The organism is Aurantimonas sp. HBX-1, from assembly GCF_021391535.1.
Classification (GTDB): domain Bacteria; phylum Pseudomonadota; class Alphaproteobacteria; order Rhizobiales; family Rhizobiaceae; genus Aurantimonas.
The window spans coordinates 3,328,713-3,347,521 of the sequence record NZ_CP090066.1 but is presented as its reverse complement, the minus strand read 5'-3'; the positions used below and the strand labels follow the sequence as shown (position 1 = coordinate 3,347,521).

14 protein-coding genes are annotated in these 18,809 nt (G+C 69.3%); 13 read left to right on the top strand and 1 reads right to left on the bottom strand.

Translation table 11 applies throughout. The features are described 5' to 3' along the window. The first annotated feature begins 159 nt into the window (after positions 1-159). The 10 genes from LXB15_RS15910 (at position 160) to LXB15_RS15865 (ending at position 12,614) form a co-directional block, all read left to right on the top strand. A complete protein-coding gene (locus tag LXB15_RS15910) occupies positions 160-1,329 on the top strand; it encodes a zinc-dependent alcohol dehydrogenase (protein WP_233949368.1) in 1,170 nt (389 codons plus the stop codon). Between the two features lie 141 nt (positions 1,330-1,470). Further along, a complete protein-coding gene (locus LXB15_RS15905; RefSeq protein WP_233949367.1) occupies positions 1,471-2,421 on the top strand; it encodes a glycine--tRNA ligase subunit alpha in 951 nt (316 codons plus the stop codon). A gap of 113 nt (positions 2,422-2,534) precedes the next feature. After that, positions 2,535-3,422, top strand: coding sequence for a neutral zinc metallopeptidase (locus tag LXB15_RS15900; RefSeq protein WP_233949366.1), 888 nt, complete (start codon positions 2,535-2,537; stop codon positions 3,420-3,422). Between the two features lie 21 nt (positions 3,423-3,443). Then, the gene (locus LXB15_RS15895; protein ID WP_233949365.1) at positions 3,444-3,887 is read left to right on the top strand and encodes an endonuclease domain-containing protein; all 444 of its coding nucleotides are present in this window, start codon (positions 3,444-3,446) and stop codon (positions 3,885-3,887) included. 127 nt (positions 3,888-4,014) lie between these two features. After that, positions 4,015-4,527 (top strand): hypothetical protein, encoded by a 513-nt coding sequence (locus tag LXB15_RS15890; RefSeq protein ID WP_233949364.1) that lies wholly within the window; start codon positions 4,015-4,017, stop codon positions 4,525-4,527. 79 nt (positions 4,528-4,606) lie between these two features. After that, complete coding sequence (glyS, locus tag LXB15_RS15885; protein WP_233949363.1) at positions 4,607-6,946, top strand: glycine--tRNA ligase subunit beta; 2,340 nt, start codon at positions 4,607-4,609, stop codon at positions 6,944-6,946. An 841-nt stretch (positions 6,947-7,787) separates the two neighbouring features. Continuing rightward, the gene (locus LXB15_RS15880) at positions 7,788-9,293 is read left to right on the top strand and encodes a glycoside hydrolase family 25 protein (protein WP_233949362.1); all 1,506 of its coding nucleotides are present in this window, start codon (positions 7,788-7,790) and stop codon (positions 9,291-9,293) included. A 104-nt stretch (positions 9,294-9,397) separates the two neighbouring features. Next, the gene (locus LXB15_RS15875; RefSeq protein WP_370640121.1) at positions 9,398-10,363 is read left to right on the top strand and encodes an L-threonylcarbamoyladenylate synthase; all 966 of its coding nucleotides are present in this window, start codon (positions 9,398-9,400) and stop codon (positions 10,361-10,363) included. 71 nt (positions 10,364-10,434) lie between these two features. Next, positions 10,435-11,862, top strand: a complete 1,428-nt coding sequence (locus LXB15_RS15870) for an FAD-binding oxidoreductase (protein WP_233949361.1) — start codon at positions 10,435-10,437, stop codon at positions 11,860-11,862. Between the two features lie 176 nt (positions 11,863-12,038). Beyond that, complete coding sequence (locus LXB15_RS15865; protein WP_233949360.1) at positions 12,039-12,614, top strand: DUF6101 family protein; 576 nt, start codon at positions 12,039-12,041, stop codon at positions 12,612-12,614. Between the two features lie 25 nt (positions 12,615-12,639). Here LXB15_RS15865 and ubiA read toward each other — a convergent pair whose 3' ends face one another. Continuing rightward, a complete protein-coding gene (ubiA, locus tag LXB15_RS15860; RefSeq protein ID WP_233949359.1) occupies positions 12,640-13,647 on the bottom strand; it encodes a 4-hydroxybenzoate octaprenyltransferase in 1,008 nt (335 codons plus the stop codon). A 159-nt stretch (positions 13,648-13,806) separates the two neighbouring features. Between ubiA and purD the strand changes: the two genes are divergently transcribed. From purD to LXB15_RS15845, 3 genes are all read left to right on the top strand, one after another. Further along, complete coding sequence (purD, locus tag LXB15_RS15855) at positions 13,807-15,078, top strand: phosphoribosylamine--glycine ligase (RefSeq protein ID WP_233953208.1); 1,272 nt, start codon at positions 13,807-13,809, stop codon at positions 15,076-15,078. Positions 15,079-15,225: 147 nt separating this feature from the next. Further along, positions 15,226-17,502 carry an acyl-CoA dehydrogenase gene (locus tag LXB15_RS15850; RefSeq protein ID WP_233949358.1) on the top strand — a complete coding sequence of 759 codons (2,277 nt, stop codon included), beginning with the start codon at positions 15,226-15,228 and terminating at the stop codon, positions 17,500-17,502. After that, entirely contained in the window at positions 17,502-18,785 is a 1,284-nt protein-coding gene (locus tag LXB15_RS15845) for an acetyl-CoA C-acetyltransferase (RefSeq protein WP_233949357.1), read from the top strand. The genes LXB15_RS15850 and LXB15_RS15845 overlap by 1 nt, the downstream gene beginning before the upstream one ends. Positions 18,786-18,809: the final 24 nt, after the last annotated feature.

Here is an 18,809-nt window from a genome sequence, read left to right as displayed (position 1 = left end):
GGCCGGCCATTCGCTGGCTGGCGCGACGCGGTGCCGGCGATTAGCCGGCCGCTCGCGCATAGCCGGCTGGACAGTCTTCGGATTTGGTGACGGAACGATGGGCGTCGTGACCGGTTGGGTCAGCAGCACCCCCTTTTACCCGTCATCCGGAGACTCTCCATGAAAGCCATAACCTGGCACGGCAAGCACGACATGCGTTGCGACACCGTCCCCGACCCGATCATCGAGAACGGGCGCGACGCCATCATCAAGGTTTCCGCCTGCGCCATCTGTGGCTCGGACCTGCATTTCTATGACGGCTTCATGCCGGGCATGAAATCCGGCGACATCGTCGGCCATGAGTTCATGGGCGAGGTCATGGAGGTCGGCCGCGACAACAAGAAGCTGAAGATTGGCGACCGGGTCGTCGTGCCCTTCACCATCGTCTGCGGCGAATGCGACCAGTGCAAGCGCGGCAACTTCTCCGTCTGCGAGCGCTCGAACCGCAACGCCGACATGGCCGCCAAGATGTTCGGCCACGCCGGCGCCGGCCTGTTCGGCTACACGCACCTCACCGGCGGCTATTCCGGCGGCCAAGCCGAATATGTCCGCGTGCCCTACGCTGACGTCGGCCCGGTGGTCATCCCGAACGGCATGAGCGACGAGGAAGTGCTGTTCCTCGGCGACATCCTGCCGACCGGCTGGCAGGCCGCGGCGAATTGCGACATCGAGCCCACCGACACGGTCGCCATCTGGGGCGCCGGCCCGGTCGGCCAGTTCGCCATGCAGAGCGCGATGATCATGGGCGCCAAGCAGGTCGTGGTCATCGACGAGGTGCCCGAGCGACTCGCCATGGCCGCCGCCAAGGGCGCCATCACCATCAACTTCCAGGAGGAGAGCGTCGTCGAGCGGCTGAACGAGCTGACCGGCGGCAAAGGCCCCGAGAAGTGCATCGACTCGGTCGGCATGGAAGCCCATTCCGGCTACGAGGCCGAGCACCTCTACGACCGCGTCAAGCAGGCGGTGATGGCCGAGACCGACCGCCCGCACGTGCTGCGCGAGATGATCTATGTCTGCCGTCCGGCCGGCATCATCTCGGTCCCCGGCGTCTACGGCGGGATCATCGACAAGATCCCGTTCGGTGCGGCGATGAACAAGGGCCTGACCTTCCGCATGGGCCAGACCCACGTCAACAAATGGGCCGACGACCTGCTGGTGCGGATCCAGGAAGGCCAGTTCGACACCACCTCGATGATCACCCATCGCGGCACGCTCGAGGATGGGCCGGAACTCTACAAGACCTTCCGCGACAAGGCAGATGGCTGCGTCAAGGTCGTCCTGAAGCCCTGACCGACCAGGTACCGGGCGGCCATGCGCCGCCCGGCACCACCTCTCCAGCAGGCTGCGCCGCTTGACCCGGCGGCTCCGGACATGGCACCTCCGCCAGCTATCGGCGGCCGCGTGCCCCGCTTTCCGGAAAGCCCGTTACCGATGTCTGACCTCCCCCCGCACATGGACCCGCGCCGCTCCTTCCAGGCGCTGATCCTGACGCTGCACCGCTACTGGGCCGACTATGGCTGCGTGGTGCTGCAGCCCTACGATATGGAAGTCGGCGCCGGCACGTTCCATCCCGCCACGACGCTGCGCGCGCTGGGGCCGAAGCCGTGGAACGCCGCCTATGTGCAGCCGTCTCGCCGGCCGAAGGACGGACGCTACGGCGAGAACCCCAATCGCCTGCAGCATTACTACCAGTACCAGGTGATCCTGAAGCCGAACCCGTCGAACCTGCAGGAACTCTACCTCGGTTCGCTCGAGGCCATCGGCATCGACCCGTTGCTGCACGACATCCGCTTCGTCGAGGACGACTGGGAGAGCCCGACGCTCGGCGCGTGGGGCCTCGGCTGGGAATGCTGGTGCGACGGCATGGAAGTCTCGCAGTTCACCTATTTCCAGCAGGTCTGCGGCATCGAGTGCGCGCCGGTGGCGGGCGAACTCACCTACGGGCTCGAGCGCCTGGCGATGTATGTCCAGAACGTCGACAACGTCTACGACCTCAACTTCAACGGCCGCGACGGCGACGAGAAGGTCACCTACGGCGACGTCTTCCTGCAGGCCGAGCAGGAATATTCCCGCTACAATTTCGAGGTCGCCGATACCGCGACGCTGCTGCGCCATTTCGAGGACGCCGAGAAGGAGTGCCGCGCGGTGCTGGCCTTCGGCGCGCCGGCGGGCGAGGGCGGCCTGCATCGCTGCGTCCTGCCGGCCTACGACCAGTGCATCAAGGCGAGCCACGTCTTCAACCTGCTCGACGCGCGGGGCGTCATCTCGGTGACAGAGCGACAGAGCTACATCCTGCGCGTGCGCAACCTCGCCAAGGCCTGCGGTGAAGCGTTCCTGCTCACCGATGCGGGCAGGGCCATGGCGATTTCCGCCGCCGCCTGAGCTATCTGCCGCCGCTGCCGTACCAATTTCGGCCTCCACCTTTATATCGCCCGTCAGGGACAGTGCGGGCGCGCCGTCATCAGCATGCGCGCCGCTTGTAAAGGAACGACCGGATGCAGTGGCGCGGGCGCAGGCAGTCGAGCAATATCGAGGACAGGCGCGGCGGCGGAGGCGGCATGGGCGGCGGTGGCGGCATGCGCCTGCCGATCCGCGCCGGCGGCGGCGGCTCGATCCTGATCATCATCGTCGCGCTGGTCCTGTGGATCGGCTTCGGCATCAACCCGCTGACCCTGCTCGGCATGGATTCCGGCACCGGTACCGGAACCCAGACGACGCAGAGCGGCCCGGGCGTCGCCGGCACGTCCGACAGCACCGATGATTTCGTCGCCACCGTGCTGGCCGACACCGAGGACGTCTGGGGCCGCCGTTTCCAGGAAGCCGGCGAGACCTATCCGGCGCCGACGCTCGTCCTGTTCAACGGCCAGGTCAGCTCGGCCTGCGGCTTCGCCGGTGCGGCGACCGGACCGTTCTACTGCCCGTCCGACCAGCGGCTCTATATCGACCTCACCTTCTTCGACCAGCTGCGCAACCAGCTGAACGCGCCGGGCGACTTCGCCCAGGCCTATGTCGTCGCGCACGAGGTCGGCCACCACATCCAGAACATCACCGGCATCCTGCCGGAGTTCAACCAGGCGCGGCAGTCGATGAGCGAGGCGGACGCCAATGCGATGTCGGTGCGGGTGGAACTGCAGGCCGACTGCTATGCCGGGATCTGGGCGCACGACACCGCCCAGGCCGGCTATATCGAAGATGGCGACATTGACGAGGCGCTGAACGCCGCCGAGCAGATCGGCGACGACACGCTGCAGGAGCGCAGCCAGGGCACCGTCGTGCCGGACAGCTTCACCCACGGCACCTCCGAGCAGCGCCAGACCTGGTTCCGGCGCGGCTACGAGAGCGGCGACATGGCGTCCTGCGACGCGATCAACGCCGATATCTGACGCGTCGGGCGAGTCGCAGCCATGGCGATGACCCGCCTCGAGGCCAAGGCGCATCGCGCCCGCCGCGCCATCGCCGCGCAGACCACCGCGCTGGAGGAGCACCTCTGGCGCGGCATCCGCGCCATCCCGGGCGAGGGAGTTCATTTCCGGCGCCAGGTGGTGATCGGGCCGTATCTCGCCGACTTCGTCTCGCATCGCCTGCGCCTCGTCATCGAGGTCGACGGCGCCCAGCATGCCCGCCCCGACCAGCAGGCCAAGGACGCGGCGCGCGACCGCTGGCTCGGCGAGCGCGGCTATGACGTGCTGCGCTTTGCCAACAGTGCTGTCCGCGCCGACATCGCGGCGGTGCTGGGCGCGATCGGGGCCGCGGTCGATGCGCGGCGGCATTTGCCACCCGGCGCGGAACCGGCACCGCCGGAGATCGTCGGCAGGAGGCGGCCGCGGCCGAAGCCCGGCACCTCCTGATGCGGATCGACGGCCGCGCGCGGCGCCGCGAGAGACCCCGCCGGATGGCCGAACCGACGCCGGTTGATCGACGTCCCGAACTGGGCTTCGATCGATCGCGTGGACCATCGCTGCCGGGGAGGGGTGCGTGCCGGCCATCGGTCGCTCGGTGATGATCGTGGGCAGTCCCGGCGCCGGCAAGTCGACGCTGGCGCGCCGGATCGGCGCCGCGCACGGGCTGCGCGTCATCCACATGGACCAGCTCTACTGGACGGCAGGCTGGCGCAGGCGGGAGGCGCGGCGCCAGATCTCGCTGGTCGAGGACGCCGTCGCCGTGCCGGGCTGGGTCTTCGACGGCAACCACACCGCCACCATTCACATTCGCGCCGACAGGGCCGACACGCTGATCTGGCTGGATCTGCCGCGCTGGCTCTGCGTCCTGCGCATCCTGCGCCGCGTCGCCGCCTGCCACGGGCAGGTGCGGCCCGACATGGCGGCAGGCTGCCCCGAGCGCTTCGATGCCGGCTTCCTGAAATGGGCCTGGACGTTTCCGGAGCATTCGGGGCCGGGCCTTGCCCGCCTCTACGCGGCCTTCCCCCGGCAGAAGTTCCGGCTGACCACGCCACGGGACGTCGCGACGTTTCTGGCGGCGCTGGAGTGACGATGGCCCGCTGACGGCTTGCAATCGCCGTTGAGCCATGGTGCAAGGCCGCTTCATTTCCTGCGATTGCGAAACGCCCATGCCCGACCTCCTGCTCGAACTCCGCTCCGAGGAGATCCCGGCCCGCATGCAGCGCAAGGCGGCGGGGGACCTGAAGGCACTCGTCACCAACGCACTGGTCGAGGCGGGGCTGACCTACGAGGGCGCCCGCGAATACTGGACGCCGCGCCGCCTGACGCTGGACATCCGCGGCGTCGACGCCCGCTCGAAGGACGTCGTCGAGGAGCGCAAGGGCCCGCGCACCGACGCGCCGGAAAAGGCCATCGAGGGCTTCCTGCGCGGCGCCGGCCTCGCCTCGATCGACGAGGCGGTGGTCCGCAGCGACCCGAAGAAGGGCGATTTCTACGTCGCCACGATCGCCAAACCCGGCCGCCCGGCGGAGGAAATCCTCGCCGACGTCCTGCCGGGGATCATCCGCAGCTTCCCCTGGCCGAAATCCATGCGCTGGGGCCCCGCCTCGCGCGAGCCCGGCTCGCTGCGCTGGGTGCGCCCGCTGCAGTCGATCCTCTGCACCTTCGGTCCCGAGACCGAGGAACCGGTCGTCGTCGACATCGAGGTGCAGGGCATCCGCGCCGGCAACGTCACCAGCGGCCACCGCTTCCATGCGCCGGCCGAGTTCCGGGTGCGCCGCTTCGCCGACTATGCCGACAGCCTGGAGAAGGCGTTCGTGGTGCTCGATGCCGAGCGCCGCAAGGACATGATCCGCCACGACGCGGAGAACCTCGCTTTTGCCCTCGGCCTCGAAGTGGTGCCCGACGAGGCGTTGCTCGAGGAGGTGGCGGGCCTCGTCGAGTGGCCGGTCACGCTGATGGGCGAGTTCGACGCGGCGTTCCTCGCGATCCCGCCGGAAGTCGTCCAGCAGACCATCAAGACCAACCAGAAGTGCTTCGTCACGCGGCGGAACGGCGAGCGGGCGCTCTCCGACCGCTTCGTCCTCGTCGCCAACATCACCGCCTCAGACGGCGGCGCCGAGATCGCCCGCGGCAACGGCAAGGTGGTGCGGGCCCGGCTCTCCGACGCGCTGTATTTCTGGAACACCGACCAGGCAGAACTGCCGGACCTGGAAACCCTCCGCCCTGCAGCGGAAAAGTTCGGGCTGGACCTTTCCCGGCCGCTCGACCAGCGCATGGCCAAGCTCGACGCGCTGGGCGTCACCTTCCACGCCAAGCTCGGCACCCAGGGCGAGCGCGTCGCCCGCATCGCGGCGCTGGCCGAAACGATCGCCGCGACCCTCTATCCCGAGGGCGCGACGCTGGCCGGCGAGGACGTCTCCGGACCAGAGTTGACGGCCCTGGTCCGCCGCGCCGCGCTGCTCGCCAAGGCCGACCTCACCACCGAGGCGGTCGGCGAGTTCCCGGAGCTGCAGGGCCTGATGGGCCGCTACTACGCCGCGCTGCAGGGCGAGCATCCCTCCGTGCAGGCGGCCATCGAAGACCATTACAAGCCGCTCGGGCCGACCGACACCGTGCCCACCGATCCGGTGGCGATATCCGTCGCGCTCGCCGACAAGCTCGACATGCTGGTCGGCTTCTGGGCGATCGACGAGAAGCCGACCGGCTCGAAGGATCCCTACGCACTCAGGCGCGCGGCCTTGGGGGTGATCCGGCTGGTGCTGGACAACGGGCTGGCGTTGCCGCTCGGCGCGCTGATGCCGGCCGGCGACCTGCTGTCGTTCTTCCACGACCGCCTGAAAGGCCAGCTCCGCGATTCCGGCGCCCGCCACGACCTCGTCGACGCCGTGCTCTCCGGCACTCAGGAAGCTCCGATCTCCCCCCTTGTGGGGGAGATGCCCGGCAGGGCAGAGGGGGGTCCTGTCCCTCAGCCGACGCAGCCGTACGATCTCGCGCACGGCCACATGGCGTCGCCTCCCTCCGGGCTGTCGCCCATCTCCCCCACAAGGGGGGAGATCAGCCAGTCGCAGACGGCTTCGGCCTCGAACGACAACCTGCTCGACATCACCCGCCGGGTGACGGCGCTGGGCGCGTTCCTCGACAGCGAAGACGGCGCCAACCTCCTCGCCGGCACCCGCCGCGCCGCGAACATCCTCGCCGCCGAGGAGAAGAAGGGCACGGCGATCGCTGCAGAGGTTTCGCTCGATCTCCTCACCGAGCACGAGGAGAAGGTCCTGGCCGGCGCCATCGACCGGGCCGAGCTGGAACTCGACGAGGCACTCGCCGTCGGCAACTACGCCCATGCCATGGCGGCGCTCGCCCGCCTGCGCATTCCCGTCGACGCCTTCTTCGACAAGGTGCTGGTGAACGCCGAGGACACGGCGATCCGCGCCAACCGCCTGGCGCTGCTGACCCGCATCCGCGCCGCCACCCGCCGGGTCGCCGACTTTTCGCGCATCGCCGGGTAGGGCGGTCGGCCGCCTCTGCACCCCAGTCGGTCGATCTCTCGGCCTCCGCCGCCACCGCGCGTCATCCCCGGGCTTAACCCGGGGACCCATTCCTCAACTCCGAAGCTGCCGGCGCACGGCAGAAGTGTCGCCGCCAGCCTGAGAGCGCTCGGACTGGATCCTCGGGACGGGGCCCGAGGATGACGGCCTTCATGGGTCACAGTGCCTGCGGGGGGCCTCGATGCGGGGCGCCACCGCCGGGACTTGGCCTCCCCCATCCCCGCGATCGTCACCCATACCCGCGATCGTCATCCTCGGGCCCCGTCCCGAGGATCCAGCAGCGTCGCCCGAAGCACCAGGCCGGTCGTGTCCGCCGGACGACCTCGTCCACCGGAGCAGTCGAGGCGACCGGCGAGGCATGGATCCTCGGGTCAAGCCCGAGGATGACGACCTGGTTTGACGGGAAGGCTCCTCGCCGGCGGCAGCCGCGCCTGCAGGAACCGCGCCCCCAGAGCAATTAGCATAGGCCTTGGGCACTCTCGTCATGCCCCCGTGGCGGAGGGTCGCCTTCATACCAAGCACGGCTTCCGATGCCGAAAAGCCACTATTCCCGGGCTCGTTAACCGTCTCTTAACCAAGAGCTGTGCGAAATTCCCCGGTTGTGTCAAATTCTACGTAATCCGGATGCCCTAGCGAAACATCCGGGGATTACTGTAATATTTTGTGATCGAGGCGCCCGGAACCCGCCCGATTTCGGTGAGAGACAAGTGGCCAGCCGCTTGGGGCAGTTGGAGCTTCGGCTCTGGGGACCGCCGCCCGGCATGCATGAAGACTGCGAGCGACTTCGAGGGGAAACCACCGAATGACGACACCGAGCGCCGCCCTGGCGGCCGCCCTGAATCTCGCCTGTGCCCTGTTTGCCGGCACGGTCCTTCTGGCGACGCCGGCTGCTGCCGAGTGGAACGCCCCCTGGAAGTCCGAGGACAAGGCCCTCGTCATCGACGCCTACGAATTCAATCCGATCAACTGGCAGGAAATGACCGCCGACAAGCGGATCGCCGGTTTCATCAACAAGGCCTCCGACGGCCTGCCGCCGGAGTGGAACTGCGGCAAGGTCGACGACGACGCCTACAAGCTCTGCAAGAACCGGTGGTGGAAATATTCCGTCACCAAGGAGCTCTACATGACCCGCCGCGAGATGGCGAAGATGAAGGGGCTGCTCTGGGGCGCCTATCATCTCGCCCGCCCCGGCAACCCGCGCGAGCAGGCCGACCATTTCATCGACTTCGCCGAGCCGGCCGAGGATGACCTGATCGCCCTCGACATCGAGGACATCTCCGACGAGTGGATGAGCCTCTCGGACGCCGAGATCTTCGCCGACCAGATCAAGATCCGCACCGGCCGCTATCCGGTCCTCTACACCAACGGCAACACCGCCGCCTACATCTCCGAGAACAAGGCCGAGTACCCGCTGCTGTCGCGCCTGCCGCTCTGGTACGCCCGCTACCGCGAGGACATCACCGGCAAGTTCCCCGAGGAGACGTGGCCGAGCTACGCGCTCTGGCAGTTCTCCTCGATGCACAACTGCAATACCCGCAGTTGCCCCTACCGGGTGCAGGGCGCCAAGACCGACATCGACGTCAATGTCGCCTCGATGGACGTTCCGGCCCTGCGCAAGGCCTGGCCCTTCGACGAGCTGATCGAGACGCAGCCCGCCGAGGAAGATCCGGCGATGCTGATCGCCGCCGTCGACGAGAAGACCAAGGCAGACGTCGCCCGTATCGCCGAGGCGAAGGCCGAAACCCCGGAGCCGACGCGTCGGGCGCCGGAAGCGCCGCTCCCGGGCACGCTGGCCGCCGCCTATGCGCCGGCCGCGCACCACGCCGGGCTCGACCCGCTCAAGATGCTCGCCGATGTGGCGCGCCAGGAACAGCAGGGCGGCGCCGCCGGGGCCGTGTCCGTTGCTGCCAGCGCCCCGCAGGCGGTCGAAGGCACCGGGACCCTGTCGCAGGAGACGGCCCGCAAGCTGCAGGCCCATATCGGCACGCTGCGTTCGGCCATCGCCATCGCCGCCGAGGAGGTCGACCGGCTGTTCATCGGCAGCGCCAATGCCGCCACCATGCCCGAGGGCGCGGACGAGGAAGCCGCGCTCGGCGGCAAGGCCGTCCGTTCCCGTTTCGTCGAAGTGGTCAAGGCCGCGACGGCGGCCCGCGAGGCGGGTGCGCTGCCGATGCCGGCCCGGATCCTGTCGCAGTTCGGCGCCGACACCTCGCCGCGAGGCGCGCGCGTCGTCAGCGGGGCGGGACGCTACGCCGAACTGGCGCTGCCCGACCAGCGCATCCTCGGCGCCTTCGCCACCACCCGCTGAGGCGGAGGCCAGCCACCTGCTGAGGGGGCGAAGCCCGCGGGTGCGATCCCTGTAGCCGCCGGCGGGGGCTTTCCTTCCGCCGCGGCTTCTGCGATCTCCCTCGCGTGCAGACCGATCTCATCCCCGTCACCGCCGCCGACGCCGAACGGCGGGCGCTCGCCCTGCTGCAGGCCGGCGCGGCCATCGCGCTGCCGACCGAGACCGTCTACGGCCTCGCCGCCGACGCCACCAACGGCACGGCCGTTGCCGCGATCTTCGCGGCCAAGGGCCGGCCGCGCTTCAACCCGCTGATCTGCCACGTCCCCGGCATCGAGATGGCCCGCCGCCTCGCCGAGCTGGGTCCCGTCGCCAAACGCCTGGCGGAGGCGTTCTGGCCGGGGCCACTGACGCTGGTGCTGCCGCTGCGCCCCGACTCCCCCGTGCATCCCCTGGCGACCGCCGGCCTTGCGACGATCGCCGTGCGCGCTCCTGAGGGCGTCGTCGCGCGCCTCGCCGAGGCCCTCGGGCGCCCGCTGGCGGCGCCCAGCGCCAACCCCTCCGGCCGCGTCAGCCCGACCAGCGCCGCCAACGTGCTGCGCGGGCTGGAGGGCCGCATACCGCTGATCCTCGATGGCGGCCCGTCTCCGGTGGGGGTGGAGTCGACCATCGTCAGGCCGGAGACCGATCGGCTGGTGCTGCTGCGCGCCGGCGGCATCGACCGGGCGGCGCTTGCGGCGGCGACCGGCCTTCCGGTGGTCGACCCGGCGCCGGACGGCGCGATCTCCGCCCCCGGGCAGCTCGCCTCGCATTATGCGCCGGCCGGCCGCGTCCGGCTCGATGCCCCCAGCGTCGAGCCCGGCGAATATCTCATCGCCTTCGGTCCGGACCCGCTGCCGGGCCAGGAAGCCGCGGCGCAGGTGCTCAATCTCAGCGGCTCCGGCGATCTCGCCGAGGCGGCGAGCAATCTCTTTGCCGCGCTAGCGCGCTTCGACGCGCCGGAGATCGAGCGGATCGCCGTGGCACCCATCCCGCATCGCGGGCTGGGCGAGGCGATCAACGACCGGCTCCGCCGCGCCGCCGCGCCGCGCTAAGGGTTCGCGGGCCCCGCCGACGGGGCCTTTTGCCTCGACACCGGTCGTTCCGCCGCCTATCTGGCGGACCCATGGACACGATCGACACGCCGCTTCCCGCCGACCTGCTCGCCCGATTCGCCGCCATTGTCGGCGAACGCAACGCGCTCACCGATCCCGATCTCGTCGAACCCTATCTGCACGAGCCCCGCGACCTCTTCCACGGACGCACGAGCCTCGTGCTGCGGCCGGGCAGCACCGACGAGGTCGCCGCAATCATGCGCCTTGCCAGCGAAACCCGCACGGCGATCGTGCCGCAAGGCGGCAATACCGGGCTGGTCGGCGGCCAGTCGCCCCGCTCGCCGCGCGAGATCGTCGTTTCGCTGTCGCGGCTCGACAAGGTCCGGGCGGTCGATCCGGTCGGGCGGACGTTGACGGTCGAAGCCGGCGTGGTGCTCAAGCGCGTGCAGGAGGCGGCCGATGCGGCCGGCCTGTTCTTCCCGCTGTCGCTCGGCTCCGAAGGCAGCTGCCAGATCGGCGGCAACCTCTCCTCCAATGCCGGCGGCACTGGCGTGCTCGCATACGGCAATTCCCGCGACCTCTGTCTCGGCGTCGAGGCGGTGCTGGCCTCCGGCGAGATCTTTCACGGCCTGCGGCGGCTGAAGAAGGACAATCGCGGCTACGACCTCCGCCATCTCTTCATCGGCAGCGAGGGCACGCTCGGCATCATCACCGCGGCCGTGCTGAAGCTGTTTCCGAAACCCGCCGGCCGCGAGGTCGCCTATGTCGGCCTCGCCTCGCCGGAAGCGGCGCTGCAGCTGCTGCGCCATGCCGAACGGCTCGCCGGGCCGCAGCTCTCCGCCTTCGAACTGATGCCGCGCATCGGCATGGAATTCACCATTCGCCACACCCAGGGGGCCCGCGATCCGCTGGAAGGCCCGCATCCCTGGTACGTGCTGATCGAGATCAGCTCCAGCCGCTCCGCCGAAGACGCGCGCGACACGCTGGAAGCGGTGCTTACCGAGGGCTTCGAGGCAGGGATCGTCGATGACGCCGTGCCGGCCAAGTCGCTGGCGGAAGCCAACGCCTTCTGGGCGATGCGCGAGGAGCTGAGCTGGGCGCAGAAGCCGGAAGGCGGCTCGATCAAGCACGACGTGGCGGTGCCGGTGGCGCTGGTGCCGGAATTCCTCGCCCGTGCCGACCGGGCGGTGGCCGAGGCCATGCCCGGCGCCCGGGTGGTCGCCTTCGGCCATCTCGGCGACGGCAACATCCACTACAACATCTCCCAGCCCGTCGAAGCCGACACCGCCGCCTTCCTGTCGCGCTGGCACGAGATGAACGTCATCGTCCACGGCATCGTCGCCTCGATGGACGGCACGTTCTCCGCCGAGCACGGGATCGGCCAGCTGAAGCGCGAGGAACTCGCCCTGAGCAAGCAGGGACCCGAGATCGAATTGATGCGGCGCATCAAGGCGGCCTTCGATCCTGACGATATCTTAAACCCCGGAAAGCTGGTTTAGACTTGATTCAAGTTTTATCCTTGCTAACCTTCTTGGGGGTCATGAAGACTTAACTGACTTTCTTAGCGGGGCCGCAAGACGCGACGGCTACTGTCTGCATAAGCAAGGCCGGGATCACATCGGCCGCAGGGAGAGACCGATCCGTCGGCTCTCAGGAGAGACAGAGGCGTCAACACATGAATATCGCTCCGTTCGATGCAGCAGTCAGGCCCGTCTGGGCGACGCTTCCGGTCCGGCTCGATCCGGCCGCCTGCGACCGTCGCCAGACGGTGGAGATCATTGACGAGGGCGAGGTCGTCGTCTGCCGCGTCGACAGGCGTGGCGCGGTGATCCGCCGCAAGCTCGGCGGCTCCGGCCTGCCGGTTTCGATCGCGCTGCCGGCCCGCGCCTTCCGCGGCGTGGCGGCCCGCGCCATGGAGACGGCTGAGGGCGAGGTGACGGTGACGCTCGAACTGCACCATGACGACCCGCGCTGCACCGTGCCGCTGCTGGTCGCCAGCGACCTCTACGACGTCGCCGCCGACTGGCGCGGCTGGTCCGAAGTCTTCGGCCTACCGATGCTGATGGTCGAGGCCGACGGCACGATCTGCGCGCTCGAGGACACGCTCGGCGCCATCAAGGCGGCCCAGCCGGCACCCCGCCGCCGCTCCGCCAACCGGCAGCGCCGGCCCCGCTTCCTGGCGCGCCGCAAGCCCGGCGGCCTCGGCATGCGCATGGTCGTCGCCGGCGAGGAGATCATCGCCCGCAGCTGACCGGGACGGCCGGAGCGCTGTCGCGTCAGCCGCCCGTCACCGGGAACGACAGCGCCCAGAGCGCCGAGAAGATCAGCCCGAAGAACACGATCCAGCCGAACAGCGTGTTCGACTTGAACAGCTTCAGGCACTGGTCCGGATCGTCGATGTCGAGCGTGCGGATCTGCCATCCCATCTGCGCCGCGCCGATGGCGAGGCCGGCATAGGCCGGCCAGGCGGGCCCGCCGCCGATGCCGTGGCCGGTCGCCACGAAGGCCGCGAGGAACAGCCCGATCGTCCCGGCATAGAGGACGATCAGGGCCGGCTTGGTGCGGCTCCCGAACAGCCGTGCCGTCGAGCGCACGCCGACCAGCGCGTCGTCCTCCTTGTCCTGATGCGCGTAGATCGTGTCGTAGCCGATCGTCCACAGGATGCAGCCGGCATAGAGCAGCACCGCGCCGGGCGCGAGTTCGCCCCAGTATCCTGCCCATCCCATCAGGGCACCCCAGGAGAAGGCGAGGCCGAGGCCCAGCTGCGGCCAGTCGGTGAAGCGCTTCAGGAAAGGATAGATCGCCACGACACCCAGCGAGGCGATGCCCAGCAGCACCGAGAAGACGTTGAACTGGATCAGCACCAGGAACCCGACCAGCGCCTGCGCGACCAGAAACCACTTCGCCTGCGAGCGCGACAGGCGGCCCGACGGCAGCGGCCGCGAGCGGGTGCGCGCCACCATGTCGTCGATCTTCTGGTCGACGAGGTCGTTATATGTGCAGCCGGCGCCGCGCATGGCGATCGCGCCGACCAGGAACAGGAACAGCTGCCAGAGGCTGGGCAGGCCGAGATGCACGGCACTCGGCGAGACCGCCTGCGGCGCCAGCGCCGCCGCCCACCAGCAGGGCCACAGCAGCAACTGCCACCCGATGGGGCGATCCCAGCGTGCAAGCTGGGCATAAGGCCAGGCGCCGCGGGGAAGGGTCCGGTAGACCCAGTTGTCCGATGGCGCGTCTGCGACGCGGTCGGAGTGGTCGGCGAGGCCAGTCTTGAGATTCGACATGGCGAGAGAGTGATTGCACAAGAGCCGCAGTCAAGGCTTTTCCGCGGATTTCCCGCCTTGCGTGGCGACCGGGCGCCTTGACCTTTCCCGCGCTGCGACGGTAACCGCCTGCAGCCGGTCCACCTTCCGGCGGTGCGTCGAATCGGAGAAGACATGGCGATCAACGTGCTGCTGATCGGGTCGGGCGGCCGCGAACACGCGCTGGCCTGGAAACTCGCGCAGTCGCCGGAGCTGGGCACTCTCCACGCGGCGCCGGGCAATCCGGGGATCGCCGAGCATGCCAGCCTCGTCTCCCTCGACATCGGCGATCATGCCGCCGTCGCCGGCTTCTGCCGCGACCACGACATCGGTCTGGTGGTCGTCGGGCCGGAAGCGCCACTGGTGGCGGGGCTCGCCGACGCGCTGACGGATGCCGGGGTGCCGGTTTTCGGGCCCTCCGCCGCCGCGGCGCAGCTGGAAGGCTCGAAGGGCTTCACCAAGGATCTCTGCGCCCGCCACGACATCCCCACCGCCCGCTACCGCCGCTTCACCGACGCGGCGAGCGCGCGGGACTATGTCGAGGCGGGCGGCGTGCCGGTCGTCATCAAGGCCGACGGGCTCGCCGCCGGCAAGGGCGTCACTGTCGCGATGACCCGCGAGGAGGCGCTGAACGCGGTCGATGCGTGCTTCGCCGGCGAGTTCGGCGTCGCCGGTGCCGAGCTGGTGGTCGAGGCGTTCCTCGAGGGCGAGGAGGCGAGCCTCTTCTGCATCTGCGACGGCGAGCGGGCACTGTTCTTCGGCACGGCGCAGGACCACAAGCGCGCCTTTGATCGCGACCGCGGCCCGAACACCGGCGGCATGGGCGCCTATTCGCCGGCGCTGCCGATGACCGAGGCGGTGACGGCACGGGTCATGCGCGAGATCATCGAGCCGACGCTTTCCGGCATGAAGCAGGCCGGCACGCCCTTCCGCGGCGTGCTCTATGCCGGGCTGATGCTGACCGAGGACGGCCCGCAGCTGATCGAATACAATGTCCGCTTTGGCGATCCGGAATGCCAGGTGCTGATGCCGCGGCTGAAGAGCGACCTCCTGCCGATCCTGCTGGCCGCCGCCAACGGCGACCTCTCCGGCGTCGCGCCGGAATGGTCGGGCGAGCGGGCGCTGACCGTCGTGATGGCGACGGACGGCTATCCCGGACCCTACGTCACCGGCAGCGAGATCCGCAGCCTGCCGGAGCCGAGCGACCACGCGCTGATCTTCCATGCGGGCACGGCGGTTCGCGACGGACGGCTGGTCGCCGTCGGCGGGCGGGTGCTGAACGTCACCGCCACCGGCGGCAGCGTCCGCGAGGCCGCGCGCCGGGCCTACGACCTCCTGGAAAAGGTCGAGTGGGAGGAGGGTTTCTGGCGCTCCGACATCGGCCATCGGGCCATCATGACCGAGCCGGGCTGACCCGCGCGCGACACGGCGGCCCGCCCTCCCAGGTGTTTTCGCGCCTCTCCCTCTGACGTTTACGTAAGAGATGCGTTACAATGCTGGGAAATCGCCTGCGGGGCCATACATCGTGATGGAGCAGGCTGCGAACGGGAGATTGCCCTCATGTCATTCCGCCAGGAGAAGCTGACGCAACCGATCTACCGCTGGGCCAAGCGGGCGATGCCGCCGATCTCCGACACCGAGCAGAAGGCGATCGACGCCGGCACGGTCTGGTGGGACGGCGAGCTGTTCACCGGCAATCCGGACTGGGCCAAGCTCCTCGCCATGCCGCCGGCGCGGCTGTCGCCGGACGAGCAGGCCTTCATGGACGGGCCGGTCAACCAGCTCTGCGCGATGATCGACGAGTGGAAGATGGTCTGGGAAGACCGCGACCTTCCGCCCGAAGTCTGGACCTTCCTGCGCGAGAAGAAGTTCTTCGGGATGGTGATCCCCAAGGAATATGGCGGTCTGGGCTTCTCCAACACCGCCCATTCCGAGGTGGTGCGCAAGGTCTCCTCCTGCTCGGTCGTGGCGGGCGTAACGGTCATGGTGCCGAACTCGCTCGGACCCGGCGAACTCATGCTGCATTTCGGCACCCAGGCGCAGCGCGACCACTGGCTGCCCCGTCTCGCCGACGGCCGCGAAATCCCCTGTTTCGGCCTGACGTCGGCCGAGGCCGGCTCCGACGCCGCGGCGATGACCGACAGCGGCATCGTCGAATATGGCGAGCACGAGGGTGAACGCGTCCTCGGCATCCGGCTGAACTTCGCCAAGCGCTACATCACGCTCGGGCCCGTCGCGACGGTGATGGGCCTCGCCTTCAAGATGTTCGACCCGGAGAACCATCTCGGCAGGGGCAAGGAGCTCGGCATCACCGTGGCGCTGCTGCCGACGGCGACGCCCGGCGTCAGCCACGGCGACCGCCACATCCCGCAGTTCACCTTCTTCCAGAACGGCCCGCTCTACGGCAAGGACGTGTTCATCCCGCTCGACTGGGTGCTCGGCGGCCCGGACCGGATCGGCGAGGGCTGGACGATGCTGATGACGGCGCTCGCCGCCGGCCGCGGCATCTCGCTGCCGTCCCAGTCGGCCGCATCCGCGGCGATCTGCGCCCGCACCACCGGCGCCTATGCCCGGGTGCGCACCCAGTTCAACGTCCCGATCGGCATGTTCGAGGGCATCCAGCAGCCGCTCGCCGACATCGCCGCCAACGCCTACCAGATCGACGCGGCGCGGCGGCTCACCGTCGCAGCGCTCGACGAGGGCCACCGCCCCTCGGTGATCTCGGCGATCATGAAGGCGCACGCCACCTACCGGATGCGCGAATCGATCGAGCGGTCGATGGACATCCACGGCGGCAAGGCGATCATCGACGGGCCGAACAACTATCTCGGACAGCAGTACAAGTCGGTGCCGATCGGCATCACCGTCGAGGGCGCCAACATCCTCACCCGCAACCTGATGATCTTCGGCCAGGGAGCGATCCGCGCGCATCCCTACATGCTGAAGGAGCTGATGGCGCTGTCGGACAAGGACGAGGCGCGCGGGCTCAAGGACTTCGACACGCATTTCTGGGCGCATGCCGGCCACGCGGTGAAGAACGCCTTCCGCACCTTCGTGCGCGGCTGGACCGGCGGCCTCGCCGCCCCGGCGCCGAAGGGCGCCGCCTTCACCAGCCACTGGCGCCAGCTGTCGCGCTATTCCTCCGCCTTCGCCCTCATCGCCGACCTCTCGCTGCTGACGCTGGGCGGGGCGCTGAAGCGCAAGGAGATGCTGTCGGCGCGGCTCGGCGACATCCTGTCGGAGCTCTACCTGCTCGGCGCGACGCTGAAGCGCTTCGAGGTCGAGGGCCGGCCGGAGGCGGACAAGCCGCTGGTCGAGTACATCATGCAGAAGGGCTACAACCGCATGGGGCTCGCCTTCGAGGGCGTGCTCGACAACCTGCCCGCCCGCTGGGCCGCCGTGCTGACGCGCGCGCTTGCCTTCCCGCTGGGCGTTCCCTACCAGGAGCCGGCGGACGAGCTGACCAGCGAGGTCGCGGCGATCCTCATGCGCCCGTCGTCGCAGCGCGATCGGCTGACGCCCGATGTCTATCTCGGCGAAGGTCGCGCCGAACATCCGGTCAAGGATCTGGAAATCGCCTTCGAGCTCGTCTGCGCCGTCGCGCCGGTCGAGAAGCGGATGCGCGAGGCCGGCCAGCGCGACCCGGCCCGGGCGCTCGAGGCAGGCCTGATCAGCGAGGCAGAATTCACGCAGCTCGCCGAGGCCAAGGCCGCCGTCGACAAGGTCGTCGCGGTCGACGCCTTCCCGATGCGCGACGTGTCGCCGATCGCCAGCCAGCACGACCGGCCGGACGGCGACGCTTCCGGCGACGGCGCACGGCGCGAGGCGGCGGAATAATGGCCCGCGCGGTCTATCTCGTCGACGGCGCCCGCACGCCCTTCATCAAGGCGCGCGGCCGGCCGGGGCCCTTCACCCCGGTCGACCTCGCGGTGCAGTGCGGCCGGCCCCTCTTGATGCGTCAGGCCTTTGCGCCGGACGCGATCGACCTCGTCATCCTCGGCTGCGTCAACGTCGTCGCCGACGAGATGAACCCGGCGCGGGTCGCCGGGCTGCGGCTCGGCCTGCCGGACGAGACGCCGGCCTTCACCGTGCAGATCAATTGCGGCTCGGGCATGCAGTCGATCGACACCGCCTTCCGCTATATCGAGGGCGGCACCGCCGACATCGTGCTGGCCGGCGGCACCGATGCGCTCAGTCACTCGCCCTTGGTGCTGCGGCGCGGCGCCGTCGACTGGTTCGCCGAGCTGAACGGGGCCCGCTCCACCGGCGACCGGCTGAAGGCCTTTGCCGGACTGAAACCGGATTTCCTCAAGCCGCTGATCGGCCTGGAGCGCGGGCTTACCGACCCGATCACCAATCTCAACATGGGCCAGACCGCCGAGCTCCTCGCGCATTATTTCGCGATAAGCCGGCAGGAGGCCGACGAATACGCCGCCGAGAGCCACAACCGGCTCGACCGCGCGACCAACGAGGGCTGGCTGAAGGACGAGATGCTGCCGGCCTTCGGGCGCGACGGCGACGTCTACGAACGCGACGACGGCGTGCGCCCGGGCTCCAGCGCCGACGGCCTCGCCAAGCTGAAGCCGGTGTTCGAGAAGCCCTACGGCAAGGTGACGGCGGGCAATTCCTCGCAGATCACCGACGGCGCCTCCTGGGTGGTGCTCGCCTCCGAGGAGGCGGTGGCGCGCCATGGCATGCAGCCGCTGGCCCGCATCGTCGATTCCGAATGGGGCGCGCTCGACCCCTCGATCATGGGTCTCGGTCCCGTCGTCGCCACCGCGCCGATCCTGAAGCGCCAGAACATGGGCGTCTCGGACGTCGATCTCTGGGAGCTGAACGAGGCTTTCGCGGCGCAGGTGCTGGCCTGCCTGCGCGCCTTCGAGACGGAAAAGATCGCCAACGACGTGCTCGGCCTCGAGGGCCGCGGCGGCGCTATCGACCGCGCAAGGCTGAATGTCGACGGCGGCGCGATCTCGCTCGGCCATCCGGTCGGCACCAGCGGCAACCGCATCACCCTGCATCTGGCCAACGCCATGCGGCGGCTGGGGCACAAGCGGGGCATCGCTACCGAATGCATCGGCGGCGGCCAGGGCGGCGCGATGCTGCTGGAAGCGGCGTGACCGCGCTGCTGCCCGAAACCGACG

Excerpts from the sequence above, each read along its gene's own strand:
- LXB15_RS15910 (WP_233949368.1), top strand. The coding sequence starts at position 160 with ATGAAAGCCATAACCTGGCACGGCAAGCACGACATGCGTTGCGACACC.
- LXB15_RS15905 (WP_233949367.1), top strand. The coding sequence starts at position 1,471 with ATGTCTGACCTCCCCCCGCACATGGACCCGCGCCGCTCCTTCCAGGCG.
- LXB15_RS15900 (WP_233949366.1), top strand. The coding sequence starts at position 2,535 with ATGCAGTGGCGCGGGCGCAGGCAGTCGAGCAATATCGAGGACAGGCGC.
- LXB15_RS15895 (WP_233949365.1), top strand. The coding sequence starts at position 3,444 with ATGGCGATGACCCGCCTCGAGGCCAAGGCGCATCGCGCCCGCCGCGCC.
- glyS (WP_233949363.1), top strand. The coding sequence starts at position 4,607 with ATGCCCGACCTCCTGCTCGAACTCCGCTCCGAGGAGATCCCGGCCCGC.
- LXB15_RS15880 (WP_233949362.1), top strand. The coding sequence starts at position 7,788 with ATGACGACACCGAGCGCCGCCCTGGCGGCCGCCCTGAATCTCGCCTGT.
- LXB15_RS15870 (WP_233949361.1), top strand. The coding sequence starts at position 10,435 with ATGGACACGATCGACACGCCGCTTCCCGCCGACCTGCTCGCCCGATTC.
- LXB15_RS15865 (WP_233949360.1), top strand. The coding sequence starts at position 12,039 with ATGAATATCGCTCCGTTCGATGCAGCAGTCAGGCCCGTCTGGGCGACG.
- ubiA (WP_233949359.1), bottom strand. The coding sequence starts at position 13,647 with ATGTCGAATCTCAAGACTGGCCTCGCCGACCACTCCGACCGCGTCGCA.
- LXB15_RS15850 (WP_233949358.1), top strand. The coding sequence starts at position 15,226 with ATGTCATTCCGCCAGGAGAAGCTGACGCAACCGATCTACCGCTGGGCC.
- LXB15_RS15845 (WP_233949357.1), top strand. The coding sequence starts at position 17,502 with ATGGCCCGCGCGGTCTATCTCGTCGACGGCGCCCGCACGCCCTTCATC.